Source organism: Staphylococcus sp. HMSC62A08 (assembly GCF_001839105.1).
GTDB classification, from domain to species: domain Bacteria; phylum Bacillota; class Bacilli; order Staphylococcales; family Staphylococcaceae; genus Staphylococcus; species Staphylococcus caprae.
The window spans coordinates 1-17,500 of sequence record NZ_KV840032.1; the positions used below are offsets into that span (position 1 = coordinate 1).

20 protein-coding genes and 1 pseudogene are annotated in these 17,500 nt (G+C 34.5%); 13 read left to right on the top strand and 8 right to left on the bottom strand.

Annotated elements, in window-relative coordinates:
* Positions 1 to 56 precede the first annotated feature (56 nt).
* The 3 genes from folE2 to HMPREF3264_RS04880 are packed head-to-tail and all read right to left on the bottom strand — an operon-like array spanning position 57 to position 1,993.
* The gene (gene folE2 / locus HMPREF3264_RS04870) at positions 57 to 935 is read right to left on the bottom strand and encodes a GTP cyclohydrolase FolE2 (protein ID WP_070872169.1); all 879 of its coding nucleotides are present in this window, start codon (positions 933 to 935) and stop codon (positions 57 to 59) included.
* A 13-nt stretch (positions 936 to 948) separates the two neighbouring features.
* The gene (gene bshB2 / locus HMPREF3264_RS04875) at positions 949 to 1,614 is read right to left on the bottom strand and encodes a bacillithiol biosynthesis deacetylase BshB2 (RefSeq protein ID WP_002441151.1); all 666 of its coding nucleotides are present in this window, start codon (positions 1,612 to 1,614) and stop codon (positions 949 to 951) included.
* 16 nt (positions 1,615 to 1,630) lie between these two features.
* Positions 1,631 to 1,993: a YojF family protein gene (locus tag HMPREF3264_RS04880; RefSeq protein WP_176746816.1), complete on the bottom strand. Its 363-nt coding sequence runs from the start codon at positions 1,991 to 1,993 to the stop codon at positions 1,631 to 1,633.
* Positions 1,994 to 2,365: 372 nt separating this feature from the next.
* Between HMPREF3264_RS04880 and nagB the strand changes: the two genes are divergently transcribed.
* The 9 genes from nagB (at position 2,366) to HMPREF3264_RS04925 (ending at position 9,981) form a co-directional block, all read left to right on the top strand.
* Positions 2,366 to 3,100: a glucosamine-6-phosphate deaminase gene (gene nagB, locus HMPREF3264_RS04885; RefSeq protein ID WP_070872172.1), complete on the top strand. Its 735-nt coding sequence runs from the start codon at positions 2,366 to 2,368 to the stop codon at positions 3,098 to 3,100.
* A gap of 104 nt (positions 3,101 to 3,204) precedes the next feature.
* Entirely contained in the window at positions 3,205 to 3,837 is a 633-nt protein-coding gene (gene hxlA / locus HMPREF3264_RS04890) for a 3-hexulose-6-phosphate synthase (protein ID WP_070872174.1), read from the top strand.
* 1 nt (position 3,838) lies between these two features.
* A complete protein-coding gene (gene hxlB, locus HMPREF3264_RS04895; RefSeq protein ID WP_070832756.1) occupies positions 3,839 to 4,387 on the top strand; it encodes a 6-phospho-3-hexuloisomerase in 549 nt (182 codons plus the stop codon).
* 125 nt (positions 4,388 to 4,512) lie between these two features.
* Entirely contained in the window at positions 4,513 to 5,160 is a 648-nt protein-coding gene (locus tag HMPREF3264_RS04900; RefSeq protein WP_070872176.1) for an HAD family hydrolase, read from the top strand.
* Between the two features lie 112 nt (positions 5,161 to 5,272).
* Positions 5,273 to 6,634, top strand: a complete 1,362-nt coding sequence (locus HMPREF3264_RS04905; RefSeq protein ID WP_070872178.1) for an AMP-binding protein — start codon at positions 5,273 to 5,275, stop codon at positions 6,632 to 6,634.
* 2 nt (positions 6,635 to 6,636) lie between these two features.
* Positions 6,637 to 7,776, top strand: coding sequence for an acetyl-CoA C-acyltransferase (locus HMPREF3264_RS04910; protein ID WP_070872180.1), 1,140 nt, complete (start codon positions 6,637 to 6,639; stop codon positions 7,774 to 7,776).
* The gene (locus HMPREF3264_RS04915; protein WP_002441168.1) at positions 7,751 to 8,116 is read left to right on the top strand and encodes a hypothetical protein; all 366 of its coding nucleotides are present in this window, start codon (positions 7,751 to 7,753) and stop codon (positions 8,114 to 8,116) included. The genes HMPREF3264_RS04910 and HMPREF3264_RS04915 overlap by 26 nt, the downstream gene beginning before the upstream one ends.
* A 1-nt stretch (position 8,117) precedes the next feature.
* On the top strand, positions 8,118 to 8,378 hold the full coding sequence (locus HMPREF3264_RS04920) for a hypothetical protein (protein WP_002441170.1): 261 nt from the start codon (positions 8,118 to 8,120) through the stop codon (positions 8,376 to 8,378).
* Between the two features lie 190 nt (positions 8,379 to 8,568).
* Positions 8,569 to 9,981 (top strand): MFS transporter, encoded by a 1,413-nt coding sequence (locus HMPREF3264_RS04925; RefSeq protein WP_070872182.1) that lies wholly within the window; start codon positions 8,569 to 8,571, stop codon positions 9,979 to 9,981.
* A gap of 311 nt (positions 9,982 to 10,292) precedes the next feature.
* Here HMPREF3264_RS04925 and vraX read toward each other — a convergent pair whose 3' ends face one another.
* From vraX to HMPREF3264_RS04935, 3 genes are all read right to left on the bottom strand, one after another.
* Positions 10,293 to 10,463, bottom strand: coding sequence for a C1q-binding complement inhibitor VraX (gene vraX, locus HMPREF3264_RS12760; RefSeq protein ID WP_002441175.1), 171 nt, complete (start codon positions 10,461 to 10,463; stop codon positions 10,293 to 10,295).
* A 464-nt stretch (positions 10,464 to 10,927) separates the two neighbouring features.
* On the bottom strand, positions 10,928 to 11,758 hold the full coding sequence (gene thiD / locus HMPREF3264_RS04930; RefSeq protein WP_037541527.1) for a bifunctional hydroxymethylpyrimidine kinase/phosphomethylpyrimidine kinase: 831 nt from the start codon (positions 11,756 to 11,758) through the stop codon (positions 10,928 to 10,930).
* Between the two features lie 106 nt (positions 11,759 to 11,864).
* Positions 11,865 to 12,848, bottom strand: coding sequence for a choloylglycine hydrolase family protein (locus HMPREF3264_RS04935; protein ID WP_070872185.1), 984 nt, complete (start codon positions 12,846 to 12,848; stop codon positions 11,865 to 11,867).
* Positions 12,849 to 13,017: 169 nt separating this feature from the next.
* On the opposite strand from HMPREF3264_RS04935, the gene HMPREF3264_RS04940 reads away from it, so the two are divergent.
* The 4 genes from HMPREF3264_RS04940 (at position 13,018) to HMPREF3264_RS04955 (ending at position 16,035) form a co-directional block, all read left to right on the top strand.
* Positions 13,018 to 13,668 (top strand): uracil-DNA glycosylase, encoded by a 651-nt coding sequence (locus tag HMPREF3264_RS04940; protein ID WP_002441181.1) that lies wholly within the window; start codon positions 13,018 to 13,020, stop codon positions 13,666 to 13,668.
* A gap of 11 nt (positions 13,669 to 13,679) precedes the next feature.
* Positions 13,680 to 14,042 carry a DUF5327 family protein gene (locus tag HMPREF3264_RS04945; RefSeq protein WP_070872187.1) on the top strand — a complete coding sequence of 121 codons (363 nt, stop codon included), beginning with the start codon at positions 13,680 to 13,682 and terminating at the stop codon, positions 14,040 to 14,042.
* A gap of 24 nt (positions 14,043 to 14,066) precedes the next feature.
* Positions 14,067 to 14,435: a DUF423 domain-containing protein gene (locus HMPREF3264_RS04950; RefSeq protein WP_002441185.1), complete on the top strand. Its 369-nt coding sequence runs from the start codon at positions 14,067 to 14,069 to the stop codon at positions 14,433 to 14,435.
* Between the two features lie 127 nt (positions 14,436 to 14,562).
* Positions 14,563 to 16,035 carry an APC family permease gene (locus HMPREF3264_RS04955; RefSeq protein WP_070872189.1) on the top strand — a complete coding sequence of 491 codons (1,473 nt, stop codon included), beginning with the start codon at positions 14,563 to 14,565 and terminating at the stop codon, positions 16,033 to 16,035.
* A 77-nt stretch (positions 16,036 to 16,112) separates the two neighbouring features.
* Here the strand turns inward: HMPREF3264_RS04955 and HMPREF3264_RS04960 are convergent.
* Both HMPREF3264_RS04960 and HMPREF3264_RS04965 read right to left on the bottom strand, forming a co-directional pair.
* A pseudogene (locus tag HMPREF3264_RS04960) lies at positions 16,113 to 16,565 on the bottom strand (threonine/serine exporter family protein).
* A 13-nt stretch (positions 16,566 to 16,578) separates the two neighbouring features.
* On the bottom strand, positions 16,579 to 17,343 hold the full coding sequence (locus HMPREF3264_RS04965) for a threonine/serine exporter family protein (protein WP_002441191.1): 765 nt from the start codon (positions 17,341 to 17,343) through the stop codon (positions 16,579 to 16,581).
* Positions 17,344 to 17,500: the final 157 nt, after the last annotated feature.

Consider the following 17,500-nt stretch of genomic DNA (forward strand, 5'->3'; position numbering starts at 1 on the left):
CGCATGCTATTCCTGCAGGCGTGTCGCCACAATACTCCTTTTGGCGACATGTGCTTTTATTTTCTATATTTTAGGCGGGCGAATGCGTCGTGTTGGTGAATAGATTCTTCGTTACGACATTCTATATCGAAGCCATCAATCCAATCAAAATCAACTAAATCTGCTGCAATTAATCGAATTAAATCTTCTACAAAGCGTGGGTTTTCATATGCACGTTCTGTTACACGTTTTTCATCTGGACGTTTCAAGATTGGATATAAAATCGAACTTGCATTGGCTTCCATCGCATCTAAAATTTTATCTTTATAATCATCAACGACATCTGTGTCTTTATTTAAATAAGTTTTGACCGTAACGATACCACGTTGATTGTGCGCTGAGTATTCACTAATCTCTTTAGAGCAAGGACATAACGTTGTTACTGCAGCTTCGATAGTTAGTTCTTTACGTGTCACTTTTTCACCGTCGATGGCTAAACCGTATGTGACATCAGCATTTCCAATCGCTTTTATATGAGTGACTGGGCTAAAACGGTCAAAGAACCATTTTCCTGACACATCAACCCCAGCTGCATTTTGGTTCATTTTTTCTTGAAGTGTACGCAAAATTTGATAAAGCGTATTGAATTCAAGTTCAATGCCGTTGTTGTAATGCTTTTCAACACTTTCTAATATGCGGCTCATGTTGATGCCTTTTTCATCTTTATTTAAACTCGTTGAAAAACTAAATAATCCAGCAGTTTGATACTGATCAATCAATACAGGATATGTTAAATTTTTAATTCCTACTTCTTCTATTTCAAATAGGAAATTTTTATGTGTACTTTGTAAATCGGTCATTTCATTTTTAGTTGTAGGTTTTGTACCTTCGACAGGGTCTACAGAGCCGAAATGTTTCCAGCGACCCTCTCGAGTAGATAAATCAAATTCTGTCATGTTTTACCTCCATTTAAGATTCGAAGTGATATGTCCAAAATGGCTCAACTTTTAAGAAACTTTGTGCTTGTCCATCAATATCAGGACTCGCAATTTGTTTTAAAAAAGGTCCTGTTTGTGAAGCATGTGCTTCAAAGGCTTTGAGTTTTAAATCACTATATTTAGAAATATCGTTTTGGATATCTGGTTGTCCTAGAATATCTGGTGCGTCGTTACTAAATGCGACAAGTGTAAGTCTTGGACGTTCAGATTCTGGCATGCGACCAACTGTACGAACGACAGCTTCGGCAGTCGCTTCGTGGTCAGGATGTACTGCGAATTTAGGATAGAATGAAATGATTAATGATGGATTTGTTTCTTCAATTAGATTTTTAATCATATTATCCATCTGATCATGTGGTTCGAATTCTACAGTTTTATCTCGTAATCCCATTTTTCGTAAGTCTGTAATACCGATTGCTCGGCAAGCATCTTCAAGTTCGCGTTCACGAACTTTAGGTAGTGATTCTCTTGTCGCAAAAGGAGGATTACCTAAGTTACGGCCCATTTGTCCTAGTGTTAAGCAAGCGTATGTGACTGGGACGCCTGCATCAATGTAACTTGCAATAGTTCCAGCAGATGAGAAAGTTTCGTCATCTGGATGTGGGAAGATGACAAGTACGTGTCTTTCATCAGTCATGAATCATAACCTCCTTTTATATTGTAAATGGCTTTTCGCTAATTTCTATTGTAGCTGCCAATTGTCCTTCGTAATTAAATCCTGCGATGAGGAATTCGTTGTCTTCGTTGAGTTCAAAGTGTGTTAGCCCTTGTACATAAACCCAACCGCCATCGCGTAATTTGAGACCAACGCGATAAGGATCTTTTTCGCCACCTTTAAGTTGTGCATGTTCGTATGTGACTTGAATATTTCTTAGAAATGTACCAGCGTTAAATACACGTTCATCGAAATGGTTTGCATAGGCTCCATTTGTTGTCTCAACGTGTAAGTATATGGGTTTATTCTCATAAGAAGTTAACAAATTTAATACTTCTTGCTCATTAATAGGTTCCAACACGTTCACTCCCTTATCATTTGCAGTCTATTATAAAGCTTTAGTAAAGGTATCCCGCAACTTGTTTGTTTATAAAGCATCTATTATTCATAATTGATTTAAAAATGATGGCTATAAATAACATAATGCGATAATAGAATATCTGCAAATTCGTTTATCTATCTATTTTACTAGAAAGCGTTAAATATTTGTACACGAATGCTTGATTTAGTTAGGAAAATTTTCAATACCGGATTAAAGAGGACATATTTAAGTTTGTTAAATTACTTTAAATTAAGAATTATATTTTGTTAAATGTGTATATAACGAGTATATTATAATGGTAAGTTGGAAAGGTGTAAGTAGACAGAATTAAAATATGCCGAGGTGTTTAAAGTGAAAATCATCAATTTAGGTACAAAAAAACTTGCTTCATTTTACGTAGCGTGTGAACTATTTAAAGAAATGAGTCAACAACCTAATAGCAAGTTAGGTCTAGCTACTGGCGGGACAATGACTGATGTATATCGATATTTAGTAGGTTTATTAGAAAAGAATCAACTAGACGTCTCACATGTAGAAACATTTAATTTAGATGAATATGTCGGGTTACAGCCTAAGCATCCTCAAAGTTACCATCATTACATGGACGAAGTATTATTTAACGCATATCCTCATTTTAAAAAGGATAATATTCATATACCAAAAGGGGATAGCAAGCATTTAGAAGAGGAAGCAGAACGTTATAATCAATTACTTAATGATAAAGGACCAGTAGATATACAAATATTAGGTATTGGGGAGAATGGTCATATAGGATTCAATGAACCAGGTACGGATTTGCATAGTGAGACACATATTGTTGATTTAACTGAAAGTACGATACGTGCAAATAGTCGTTATTTTGAAAGTGAGCAAGATGTACCAAAACAAGCAGTTTCAATGGGACTTGCAAGTATATTAAAAGCGAAACGAATTATTTTACTAGCATTTGGTGAAAAAAAGAAAGAAGCCATTCATAAATTGATGACGAACCAAGTGACAAGAGAGATTCCTTCTACAATTTTACATGCCCATCCAAATGTGGAAGTTTATGTAGATGATGAAGCGGCTCCAGACAGTAATGAATAAGAACATCGCTAAGGTGATTATATTTAGGTCAGTTTTAAAAAAGTAATGAAGGGTAAACACGTTCATATAAGAGTTAAATACTCGAAAATGAAAGGATGTTTTCATTGGAATTACAATTAGCAATTGATTTATTAAATAAAGAAGAAGCCGCTGAATTAGCGAAAAAAGTTGAAGAATACGTAGATATTGTTGAAATTGGTACACCGATTGTGATTAATGAAGGTTTACCATCAGTACAACACTTAAATGAAAATATTAATAATGCAAAAGTATTAGCAGATTTAAAAATTATGGACGCAGCAGATTATGAAGTAAGCCAAGCCGTTAAATTTGGCGCAGATGTTGTAACTATTTTAGGTGTAGCAGAAGATGCTTCAATTAAAGCTGCAGTTGAAGAAGCGCATAAACATGGTAAAGAATTATTAGTGGATATGATTGCCGTTCAAAATTTAGAAAAACGCGCGAAAGAATTAGATGAAATGGGTGCAGATTATATCGCTGTACACACTGGTTATGACTTACAAGCTGAAGGTCAATCACCATTAGATAGTTTACGTACTGTTAAATCAGTGATTAAAAACTCTAAAGTCGCTGTAGCTGGTGGTATTAAACCAGATACAATTAAAGATATTGTTGCCGAAGAACCAGATTTAGTTATTGTTGGTGGCGGTATCGCAAATGCTGACGATCCTGTAGAAGCAGCAAAACAATGTCGCGATGCGATTGAAGGTAGATAGGATGTCAGAATTTAATAATTACCGTCTTATACTTGAAGAATTAGAGCATACGTTATCTCATGTTGATGATACGGATTATGAACGCTTTACGAATGATGTCATTGGTGCAGACAGAATCTTCGTAGCCGGCAAAGGCCGTTCAGGTTTTGTAGCAAATAGTTTTGCGATGCGTTTAAATCAACTTGGTGAAGATGCGTTTGTTGTAGGGGAATCAACAACACCATCTATTAAAGAACATGATTTATTTATTATTATTTCAGGATCAGGTTCAACTGAGCACTTAAGATTATTAGCTGATAAAGCAAAATCAATCGGTGCAAAAGTTGTCTTGATTACTACAAAAGCTGAGTCCTCTATTGGAGAATTAGCTGAAACAATAGTTGAATTACCGGCAGGGACTAAGCATGAGGTTGAAGGTTCAAAGCAACCATTAGGTAGTTTGTTTGAACAAGCATCGCTCGTATTTTTAGATAGCGTTGTATTACCATTAATGGATGCATTTCACATTGATGAAGAAACAATGCAGAAGAACCATGCAAATTTAGAATAATGAATAATTAAGCCATTGATTTTGTAAATTTGATACAAAGTCGATGGCTTTTTTACAATTTATCGAAATTTTAATCAAAAAAGTGTATATTTATAATGTGATTACTATTTAAGAGGTGAAACATCATGAATTTTGACAACTATATTTTTGATTTTGATGGGACTTTAGCAGATACGACTTCATGCCATGTGTATGCAACGCAAGAAGCTTTTAAAAATTTAGAATTAGAAATACCTAGTGAAGATGAGATATTAAAAGTAATGAATCAACCTTTAGAAGAGGGATTTAAGTATTTAGTTAATAAAGATGTGACGAAAGCACAAGTTGAAGCATTTATCCAAGCGTATCATCAATACTATGATCGTTATGAGGTACATCATTTAAAAGAATATGCAGGCATCAGCGAAATGCTGCAATTGTTACATAATAAAAAGAAAAAACTCTTTGTGGTATCCAGTAAAAAATCAGATGTTGTGACAAAGCACTTAAATTATTTGGGACTGAATCGTTTTATGACAGATGCGTTAGGATTACATTCAAGGGAACATTTGAAGCCACATCATGAAACGTTACAGACGCTGATTCAAAATAATCATTTGAATTCAGGTCGAACAGTTTATATTGGCGATACAATTTATGATGTTAAAAGTGCCAATGCTTCAAATATTAAATCATGTGTGGTGACTTGGGGAGCACAATCTGCTCATGATTTATTACAAGAAAATCCTCATTATGTAGTTAATGAACCAGAAGAAATTATTACAATTTTATAAGTATATAACGCCTTAATTTCTGTGATGGAAGTTGAGGCGTTCTTTTTTGCGATGAGTTCTGCAGTAAATAATGTTAACATATTAATGTATAAAGTTTACATATGGTGATGACATGTTAGAAATAGTAAAAAATTTATATCGTTTTTCAGAGAGTAAACCTCATCAATTAGCACTCGTCTTTGATGAAGAGAAGTTTACCTATAGAGAGTTCATTCAAGTGATTGATGAAAGAACGAATCTATTAACTGATATCCAAAAGAATGAGAGAGTAGGTTTATTGAGCGATCATCCTATAAATAATCTTATTAATTATTTCGCAATTCATAATCTTGGTGGTCTTCCATGCTTTTTAAATCATCAATGGAGTGAATCTACAGTAAAGCAACTCGTTGAGAAGTATCAAATTGAATGGTTAATTCAAGATAAAGAGTTACTTTCAACTGGATGTGATGATAAAAACTTTGAAGATAATATTAAAAATCCGTTACTTCACATTGGATTTACTTCAGGAACGACAGGTTTGCCTAAAGCTTATTATCGGAATGAACCTTCGTGGTTAAGTTCTTATGAAGAAAATGAAAAATTAATTAATCATACGTCACAAGTGATTGTAGCGCCTGGCCCTCTATCGCATTCACTCTCACTATATGCGTGTATTTACGCATTGTTTACTGGAAGAACTTTTATCGGACAAAAAGTATTTAATGCAGAAGCATTAATAGATAACATAATCAAGGTTCATCAACCGAGTGCTTTGTTTGTTGTGCCGACAATGCTCCATCAACTTGTTATGAATGATTTATATGCCTCTAATATTAGCACTATTTTTAGTAGTGGAGCGAAACTTTCAAAAGAGCAATTCGATAATGTGACACAACGCTATCCTTATATAGATTTAATCGAGTTTTTCGGTACTTCTGAAGCAAGTTTTATAAGTTATAACTTGAATCAATCGGCACCGGAGCAGTCAGTTGGTACACTGTTTCCGAATGTTGAAATTCAACTTTTAGAGCAAGATTCGAATCAAATCGGTTTATTGATGGTGCGAAGTGACATGACATTTAGTGGATATGTAAATGAACACGTAGTTGATGAAACATGGATTGAGACAGGTGACTATGCCTATATTGAAAACAGAAATTTATATTTAGTAGGTAGGAAGAGTGACCGACTTATAGTTGGCGGTGTGAATGTCTATCCATCTGAAATTGAACGATTGGTGATGAAGCTCAATTGCGTTGAAGAAGCGATAATTATTGGTCAACCTCATCACAAATTTGGAGAAATATTAGTTCTATTATATACAGGAAATGAAGAATTGGAATATATAAAGTTGAAACAGTATTTAACGAAGTATCTTTCTAGGTATGAAGTTCCGTCTAAAATAAAGAAAATCGACGCTATGATGTATACAGAATCTGGAAAAATTGCTAGAGGAAAGATGAAATCTAAATATTTGAATGGGGAGATTTAATCATGAAGCAACCAGTGATTGTTGCTGCCAAACGAACGGCTTTTGGTAAATATGGTGGAAACTTAAAGCATTTAGAACCTGAGCAATTGTTACAACCATTGTTTAATCATTTTAAGGAAGAATACCCTGAAATAATGGAATATATTGAGGACGTAATAATTGGAAATACAGTAGGCAATGGTGGGAATATTGCTAGGAAATCATTACTTGAAGCAGGTTTAAGCCACACGATTCCAGGTGTTACTATAGATCGACAATGCGGGTCAGGATTAGAAACCGTCATCCAAGCGTGTAGGATGATACAGAGTAATGCGGGACAAGTTTATATTGCAGGTGGTGTGGAGAGTGTGAGTAGAGCACCATGGAAACTAAAACGTCCACAATCAGTTTATGAAGCGGAGTTTCCTCAATTCTTCGAAAGAGCATCATTTGCACCTGATGGGCAAGATCCCTCAATGATTGAAGCAGCAGAAAATGTCGCTCAAACATACCACATTTCAAGAGAAAGACAAGACGAGTTTGCCTATCGAAGTCATCAATTGACCAATGAACATATAAATAACGGGAATATTTCCCGAGAAATACTTCCTATTAAAGTTAAAGGTGCTTGGTTTGATAGAGACGAAAGTATTAAACCACGACTTGCTCTAGAAAAATTAAATAGATTTAAACCTTTGCTAAATGAAGGTACTGTTACAGTAGGAAATAGTTGCATGAAAAATGATGGGGCAGTTTTACTGCTTATTATGGAAGAATCACTTGCAAAAAGGTTAGGTTTTAAAGAGGGATTAAAATTTATAGAAAGTAGCACAGTGGGTGTTGATCCTAAGTATTTAGGTATAGGTCCAGTGCCAGCTGTAACAAAGTTGATGAAAAGAACCAATATAAGTATGGAGGCTATCGATACATTGGAACTTAATGAAGCGTTTAGTTCTCAAGTCATCGCATGCCAGGATGAACTGAATATACCGATTGCGAAACTGAATCGATGGGGTGGTGCCATTGCATCTGGCCATCCATATGGTGCAAGTGGAGCAGCTTTAGTCGCTCGATTATTTCATATGAAATCCTATTATAGATCTATTGCTACTATGGGGATAGGGGGAGGCATGGGTAATGCAGTATTATTTGAAAGATGGTGAAGAAAGAAGAACGGTTACGTTTCATGAAAGTGATGTTCAAAAATATTGTCTCCTTTTCAATATAGAATTCAATGGTCACGTTCCTACTTTGATGTGTGCAAAGTTATGGCCTGAATTTGAAATTTATAAAAGTTTTGTAAAGGAAACTTTAATTTTAAAAGAGACATATATTAAAGAAATTAATAAATTAGTAACTAATGAAGACTATAGCGCGATTTTACGCAAAATTTCAGAGAAAATAATCAAAAATATTGTCAAGTATAGATATAGTTTGGAAATTAATAAAAATAACTATAAATGTATATATATAGAACAAGAATTTATCGAGGTAAAGCGTTAAAATGAAAATTTCAAATGAATTAATTGAAACATATTTATCATTAGTTAACGATAAAAATCCAGTTCACAATGAAATTGTTCCAGGTCAATTGGTATGCGAAATCGCATTTTCAGAGCTTAACATTCACTGGGATAATTATAAAATTAAATATCTCAGACCCATTGATATACATGATGATATACGTTTTTTTGTTGAGGATGAAACGAAAATAAAAGTTTCGAATAATTTAGACGGGGTAAAATTAGTAATATTAAGAATTTAGATTAAAAATTATATTTTTAAAGTTTTATTTCCGGTAATCTTAATTAATGAAAGCAATTTCAAATGTCAAAATTAAATATCTGTAAAATGAATAAACTTGAATTATTGAAAATTATTAAACTTGAATTAATTTGACATTAGAGATTAACAACGTATAATTATGTAACATATCACAAGGGAGTGTTATTGAAATGGATTTCGATAAAAATCAAATTAATGTGGTAGACGGTAAAGAAGCGAAAAAAACCGTTGTAGCTACCGGAATCGGTAACGCCATGGAATGGTTTGACTTTGGGGTTTATGCGTACACGACTGCATACATAGGAGCGAATTTCTTCTCTCCAGTACAAAATCCTCAAATACAACAAATATTAACATTTGCAGCTTTAGCCATTGCGTTCTTATTAAGACCTATTGGTGGTATTGTATTTGGTATCATTGGGGATAAATACGGACGTAAAGTTGTATTAACTACTACAATTATTTTAATGGCGCTATCTACGCTAACGATAGGCTTGCTGCCAAATTACGATACGATAGGTTTATGGGCGCCTATATTATTACTACTTGCTAGGGTTTTACAAGGTTTCTCAACTGGTGGGGAATATGCTGGCGCTATGACATATGTTGCTGAATCATCACCAGATAAACGTCGTAATAGTTTAGGAAGTGGACTTGAAATTGGTACGCTTTCAGGTTACATTGCAGCTTCAATTATGATTGCTATACTAAGCTTCTTCCTTAATCACGATCAAATGCAAGCATGGGGTTGGAGAATTCCATTTATTTTAGGTTTATTCTTAGGTTTATTTGGACTTTATTTACGTCGTAAACTTGAAGAATCACCTGTATATGAAAATGATGTTGCGACTACGCCACAAAGAGATAACATTGGATTCTTTACAATTATCCGTTACTACTACAAAGATATTTTAGTTTGTTTCGTAGCGGTAGTATTCTTTAACGTTACAAACTATTCAGTAACGGCATACTTACCAACTTACCTCGGTCAGGTTGTTAAGCTAGATGAAACAACTACGAGTGTACTTATCACATGTGTGATGGCAATGATGATTCCATTAGCATTAATGTTTGGTAAATTGGCAGACAAAATTGGTGAGAAAAAAGTATTCTTAATAGGTACAGGCGGTCTTACTTTATTAAGTATCGTGGCGTACAGTTTATTAAGTACTAAATCATTACCTTTAATTATTATTGGTGTATTTATTTTAGGTTTCTTCTTATCAACATATGAAGCCACAATGCCAGGTTCATTACCAACAATGTTCTATACGCATATTAGATATCGTACATTATCTGTAACATTTAACGTATCTGTTTCTCTATTTGGTGGTACAACACCATTACTTGCTTCTTGGCTAGTAGAGAGAACTGGAAATATTTTAGCACCCGCTTATTATTTAACTGCGATTAGTTTAATCGGATTCTTAGTAATTACATTCTTGCATGTCAGCACTGCAGGTAAGTCTCTTAAAGGTTCTTATCCTAACGTGGACAATGAAAAAGATAGAAAATACTATGAAGATAATCCGAAAAAAGCTTTATGGTGGGTTAAAGAAAGAAAAGAAAAAGAAGATTTCTAAAATTATATTTGAAGGCAAGGCGCCGAGACGCCTTGCCTTTTTCATACAAAAAATTAAAACGCTAATGTTAGCAACGCTCAAAGGTTCTCTCTGAGCTTATTAGGGACAATTTTAGCTAACATTAACGTTTTTTACATATTAAGGTAAGTTTTTTAGGGATGATAGAATGGCTTTAAAAGTCTAAAGAGTTAGGGGACAGAAAACTTTAAAAGCGCATCTGTTTAGGGAATTATTAGAAAACAAATTCTAATTCTCAAATTCTTAATTGGATTTTTGTGCATTGTCTAGGTGTGAAAATAACGTTCTTTGTTTTAATAACTCATTCTCATGTTGTCAACGTCATTTTCTAGTAGAGAGAGCAATTTATAGATTTCAAATTTATTGAAGGTCTCATCACATTTTACTGTAATTGTCTTGAAAGATTTAGTTATGATTTCGTAAATCGGTACTCCATTTTCTATATTTTGCTTGTAGATAATCATGTTGTTCATTTCCTCCTTTGTCTCTCTACACTTTATATAGTAAATGAATTTCCTTAGAAAAACATGGGCCTATGGTATCAACTTTTTATACAACGAACATCGGAGAACAATCTAGGACTTTGTACCTAGAAATTGAGAGAAAATATATATCAAATGACAATGTGCTCAATCATTGCCGTGAAGCTATTTTCTCATGAAAAAACGAAGCTGGGACATAATTAATCGTCTCAGCTTTCTTTAACATATTGGCAGTAGATGTCTGAATTGAAAGTGCGCTTATATCAAGCTTCTTTCAATCCTAGCCATCCTTGCCGGCGGGGCCCCAACATAGAGAATTTCTTAAAAAGAAATTCTACAAACAATGCAAGTTGGGAGAGGGACAACGAAAATAATTTTGCTAAATTATATTTCTGTCCCACTCCCATAAGAAGTACTAGCATTTTTTATAAAAATGCAGTGCTTCTTTAAACCTCGGTAACATCTACGTCGATGTGTTCAATGCGGTTGTAAGCGCCATGGTCAACTGGACCGACGAAATCATTCATTTTCCATCCATTTTTAATTGCTGAAGCAACGAAGGCTTTGGCAGCAATGACAGCCTCTTTTGGAGATTTACCGTTCGCTAAGTAAGCTGTCGTTGCAGCTGCGAACGTACAACCTGCTCCGTGATTATAGCTTTGTTGGAACATGTCAGTCGTTAATTGATAGAACGTTTGTCCGTCATAATATAAGTCGTAAGATTTATCTTGATCTAATGCTTTTCCGCCTTTAATGATGACATGAGGTGTACCTGCATCATAAATCTTTTGAGCAGCTTCTTTCATGTCTTCAATGGAAGTTAATTTTCCTAAGCCTGAAAGTTGACCAGCTTCAAATAAGTTTGGAGTTACAACAGTAGCTTTAGGTAATAAATATTTAATCATAGCGTCAGTATTTCCTGGGTTAAGTACTTCGTCTTCACCTTTACATACCATGACTGGGTCCACTACGAAATATTTCGCACCAGATTCTTCAAATGCTTCGCCAGCACGTTTGATAATTTCTTCCGTACCTAACATTCCCGTTTTAATTGCATCTGGGCCGATAGAAATTGCTGTTTGAAGTTGCTTTTCAAAGACATCCATATCTAAAGGTGTCACATCATGTGACCAAGTTTCTTTATCCATTGTTACGATAGAAGTTAAAGCTACCATTCCATACGTATCTAATTCTTGGAAAGTTTTAAGGTCCGCTTGCATACCAGCGCCAGCACTAGTATCAGAACCTGCAATTGTTAATACTTTTTTTAAAGCCATCATCGATTCACTCCCGTTAAATTCTAATATATCTTTAATCATACCACGTTTATCGGGTAAGCTAAATATTTATACTTATTGAAAATGAGGTCCACAAATCACCATATTAGCCATTTAATTCAGACATCATCAATTTAGAATTAATAGGAAGAAACGTCATTTCGTCTTTAGTTAAAACTTCTTCATTTAATTGAACTTTGAAAAGTTGATTACTGAAGTAAGGCTTAATGTAATAAGCTTTATCTTTACTATCCATCACCAGTTGGTATTGCGTGTAATGTGTTTCACCAGCATCAAGGACAGCGCCTTGAGGAATGCTTACAGAATCTAAAATTTTAAAACAATTCATAAGGTTAATATCTTCATCGTCTGCGGATTGAAGATGATGTCTTAAATATGTCGCTCTTACAAAGCGTTCAGTGGAAGTATAACCTCCAGGTAAGCCATTCGTACCAGCTTCACATCCCATTGAACGCACTAAAATTTTTCCTACAAGTTGATTTGCTGATTTTTCAGGTTGTAGAAATGCATAATTTCTTAAATTTTCAACATGCCATTCTAACTTAGGGGCATTTGTTAGCACTTTAACATGGTTATCTTTAACGATAAGTAAGCCGTTATGAGGTTCAACAGCAACCGTATGACCACTGTTATCTGTGATAATAAAGTGTAATGGGGGAACGACGTTTAAAGTAGTGTTTTTCTCATTCATGATATTAATTGTCTTCACTTTTTGTTTTAACTCATCAACACTTTTAATGAAGCCGAGTACCCATACGATGAATTCTTCGGGAGCTAAATTTAAATATCCGTATCTTCTATGACTACTGTAGGAAGCTTCACCTGTAAAGTAGTGATTGGAGATAGCTACGCCTTGTTCATTAATACCATCCCCGAAACGGTATCGACCAACCTTCAGATTTGTTCCGACAAAACCATATTCAAGACGCATTTCAGGTTCTAAGTCAAATTGATAGTTATAATGACGTGGTACAACTGTAGGAATACCATTAAATTCGAATGCGAAATCCATTGTTCTAGCTAAGTAATGATGTTTTTTCTTTGTGAAAAATGAAAAACCAGTACACATATGTCTACGCTCCAAACTTATAGAAAATTAATAATTTAGTAGTACTATAGTCAAAATCACTCAATTTGTAAACTTTTAAAGAGGAATAGTTTACATTAACTCTAGCATATTATAATAAACATCACCTCTTACGCTTGGATATGTTAAAATATGGCGAGAGGTGAATACGATGAAATGGTCAGAAATTTTTCATGATATAACGTCACGACATGACTTTCAGGCAATGCACGACTTCTTAGAAAAGGAGTATACGACGCAAATTGTATACCCTGATAGAAAGAACATTTACCAAGCATTCGAGTTAACACCGTTTGAAAATATTAAAGTAGTTATACTAGGTCAGGATCCCTATCATGGACCTAATCAAGCACATGGTTTAGCATTTTCTGTGCAACCTAATGCTAAATTTCCACCATCATTAAAAAATATGTATCAGGAACTAGAAGATGATATTGGTTGCCATAGAACTTCACCACATTTACAAGATTGGGCCAGAGAAGGCGTATTATTATTAAATACTGTACTTACAGTGAGACAAGGTGAAGCGCATTCTCATAGAGATATTGGCTGGGAAATATTTACAGATGAAGTCATTGAGGCAGTTTCAAAACATCGCGAAGATGTGGTCTTTATTTTGTGGGGCAAACCAGCACAACAAAAAGAAAAACTTATTGATACATCTAAGCATCTAGTTATTAAATCTCCTCATCCAAGTCCATTATCTGCGTTTAGAGGTTTCTTTGGTTCGAAACCATACTCTAGAACTAATGACTATTTGCAGTCTAAAGGCAAAGCGCCTATCAATTGGTGTGAAGGTTAAGGTGATTGGCAATGAATAAAGATAAATTGATTCAATTGATCGAACAAGAACTCGTACAAGCGGATGAAGCGCAAACTGAATCTGAATTTGAAAAGCATATGTATGCGATACATACTTTAACTTCTTTATATACGTCAAATGATAGTCAAACTTCATCTCATAATATGAGCCAAACATCTGTGAACAATACTTTCTCATCTGATAATCAGAAAGGGAGTCAGTCAACTTCACATAAGAATGAAGTGACAGCAGAAGAAATTGAAGCAATGGGCGGAAAAGTGCCTCAATCTATGAAAAATGCACATACTTCAAATTCAAATTTAATGGCAACAGATGACAATATAGGAAATGGCGAATCTATTTTCGATTTTTAATTAAAAAGGAGCACAATTGAAATGATGAAATTATTTATAATTTTAGGTGCACTCAACACGATGATGGCTGTAGGAACAGGAGCATTTGGTGCCCATGGTTTAGAGAATAAGTTATCAGAAAAATACATGTCTGTCTGGGAAAAAGCGACAATGTACCAAATGTATCACGGTTTAGGACTATTAGTTATTGGTGTCATTAGTGGAACAACCGCAATTAATGTTAATTGGGCAGGCTGGCTAATGTTCTTCGGAATCGTCTTCTTTAGCGGTTCTTTATATATCTTAGCCTTAACTCAAATTCGTATTTTAGGTGCGATTACGCCAATTGGAGGCGTATTGTTTATAGCAGGATGGCTTATGCTCATTATCGCAACATTTAAATTTGCTGGATAAATTATTACTAAGCGTACATTAAAATAGTTAACTTTTAAAACGTTTGAAACCCTAAAATTTTACAAAAAATTACAGATTAAGAACTCACCTTTTTGGGTATAGGATACCTTCGAGGTGAGTTTTATTTATGGAAAATAAAAATAAACAAGTAGATAGAGGTGACCTTAAGCAAAACCTATCTGAAAAATTTGTGTGGGCTATCGCTTACGGCTCATGTATTGGATGGGGCGCCTTTATTTTACCTGGAGATTGGATTAAACAATCAGGTCCGATTGCATCCTCAATAGGTATTGTTATCGGGGCACTATTAATGATTTTAATTGCTGTTAGCTATGGTGCCTTAGTTGAGAAATTTCCAGTTTCAGGTGGCGCATTTGCTTTTAGTTTCTTAAGTTTTGGGAGATATGTAAGTTTCTTCTCGTCATGGTTTTTAACGTTTGGGTATGTCTGTGTCGTAGCACTTAATGCAACGGCGTTTAGTTTATTAATCAAATTCTTATTACCTAACGTATTAAATAATGGGAAGCTTTATACTGTTGCAGGTTGGGATGTCTACATAACTGAAATCATTATAGCTACAGTACTATTATTAATCTTTATGTTTGTAGCTATTAGAGGTGCAAGTGTCTCAGGTTCACTACAATATTATTTCTGTGTAGCGATGGTTATCGTTGTGTTACTCATGTTCTTTGGATCTTTCTTTGGTAACAACTTCGAAATCAGTAATTTACAGCCTTTAGCTAATTCTGATAGAGGATGGTTTAAGTCTATTATTATGATAGTCGCTATTGCACCATGGGCATATGTAGGCTTTGATAATATTCCACAAACAGCTGAAGAATTTGACTTCGCACCAAACAAAACATTTAAATTAATCGTTTATAGTTTACTTGCAGCATCATTAACTTACGTTGTGATGTTACTTTATACAGGTTGGTTAGGTACGCATACGAAAAGTTTAAATGGTAACTTATGGTTAACAGGAGCAGTAACTCAAGAAGCCTTTGGTTATATTGGACTTGGTGTGTTAGCTATTGCGATTGCGATGGGTATCTTTACAGGTTTAAACGGTTTCTTAATGAGTTCAAGTCGTTTGTTATTCTCTATGGGACGTTCAGGAATTATGCCTACAGTATTTAGTAAATTGCATAGTAAATATAAGACGCCATATGTAGCAATCATTTTCTTAGTGGCAGTAGCATTAGTAGCGCCTTGGTTAGGGCGTAATGCATTAAATTGGATTGTTACCATGTCGTCAACTGGTGTCTCTATTGCATACTTCATTACTTGCCTATCAGCAGCGAAATTATTTAGTTATGATAAACAAAGTAATACGTATGCACCGATATATAAAACATTTGCAATAATTGGTTCAATCGTATCATTCATTTTCTTAGGATTATTACTAATCCCTGGATCTCCAGCAACACTTCCAGGACCATCTTATATTGCATTGGCTATTTGGTTAGTCATTGGATTAGTATTCTTCTTTATACGTTATCCAAAACTTAAGAGAATGGATAATGACGAACTCAGTCGACTTATTCTTAATCGCTCTGAAAATGAAGTCGAAAACATGATTGATGAACCTAATAAATAGATTTAAAAATACTTTTATGCGTTATTTAAAAAGTGGAGTGCTAGGACAAAATCCATAGCCTCCACTTTATTTATATCTTATAATCTTTTTCGAGTACGGTCGAAACCTGAAATAACAATTTTTGAAATTTGATCTGCAAATCATAAGCCTAACGCAATGGCTCCAGCTATTAACGTGACTTCAAGCATTGTATTAATTGCAGTACTGAAATGAAGTAACACTAAATTTTTAGTTGCATCATAAGCCAGACCACCTGGTACTAATGGAATGATACCGGTCACCATAAAGATAATCACAGGCTCTCTCATGTGTCTAGCCATATAGTGACTTAACAAGCCTAAAGCTAAGCTACCAAAGAAGCTTGAATAAATCGTATGAACTTCTAATCCATCAAAGAAAAGAATATAAACCATCCAACCGCAAGCACCTACTAAGCCACATGATAAATATAACTTTCTTGGTGCATCAAATATCACACAGAAAAAGAGTGAGGCGAGAAAGCTAAATATGAAGTTAAATATCCAAAACATTTCTAACCGCCTCCTAAACTAAAATTAAAACGGAACTTACGCCCGCACCGATACCAAATGAAGTGACTAATGCTTCTAAAGATTTAGTTGTAAACATCAACATATGCCCACCAAATAAATCTTGAATGGCATTTGTAATCAATACACCAGGTACAATCGGCATCACTGCTGCAATAATAATTGTTGCCAAATCTCCGCTTGGTACGAGGGAATGGCCTAAAACGGCAATGATACCGATAACAAGCGAACCTAGAAATTCCGGTATAAATTGTGCATGTAATTTACGGTCTAAAATTTCAACAACAAGATAACCAATACTTCCAGCAAGTAAGGCTGTAGCGATATCAATAAGACGTCCCCCTTGTAAATACAGAAAACTTACTGCGATAATCGCTGCTGCTATACCTTTAAAGGGAAGACTGCTGTCTCTCTTAGCTACATATATTTCTTCTAATTTCTTCTTTGCATCTTCAAGACTGATAGAGCCATGAGTAATTTGTCTTGAAATCTCGTTAGCCTGAGAAATTTTAATTAAATTTGTATCGCGAGATTTAATTCTATATAAACGCGGATAGGACTCATTATGTAGGGTAAATTGAATTACAGTATTTGTTACAAAGCTATTACTTTCAGAATAACCCAGCTTCATAGCAATACGTGACATAGTATCTTCTACTCTAGTACCTTCAGCACCAGATTCTAATAATATACGTGCAGCTAACATGACCACGTCCTTGATGAGACTTTCATGCGCTGTTTCATTTGAATTAATAGTCATGACATCACCAAATTTTTAAAATATTATGAATTTAATTATTATTATAGTAGAAGTAATTTGAAAAAACCACAACCAGCGTTTGACGGCACAAGTTTGAAGGGAGCTTGTGAGAAGGATAAATGAAGAGCTGGGAAAGTATAATTAATTTATTAAAATA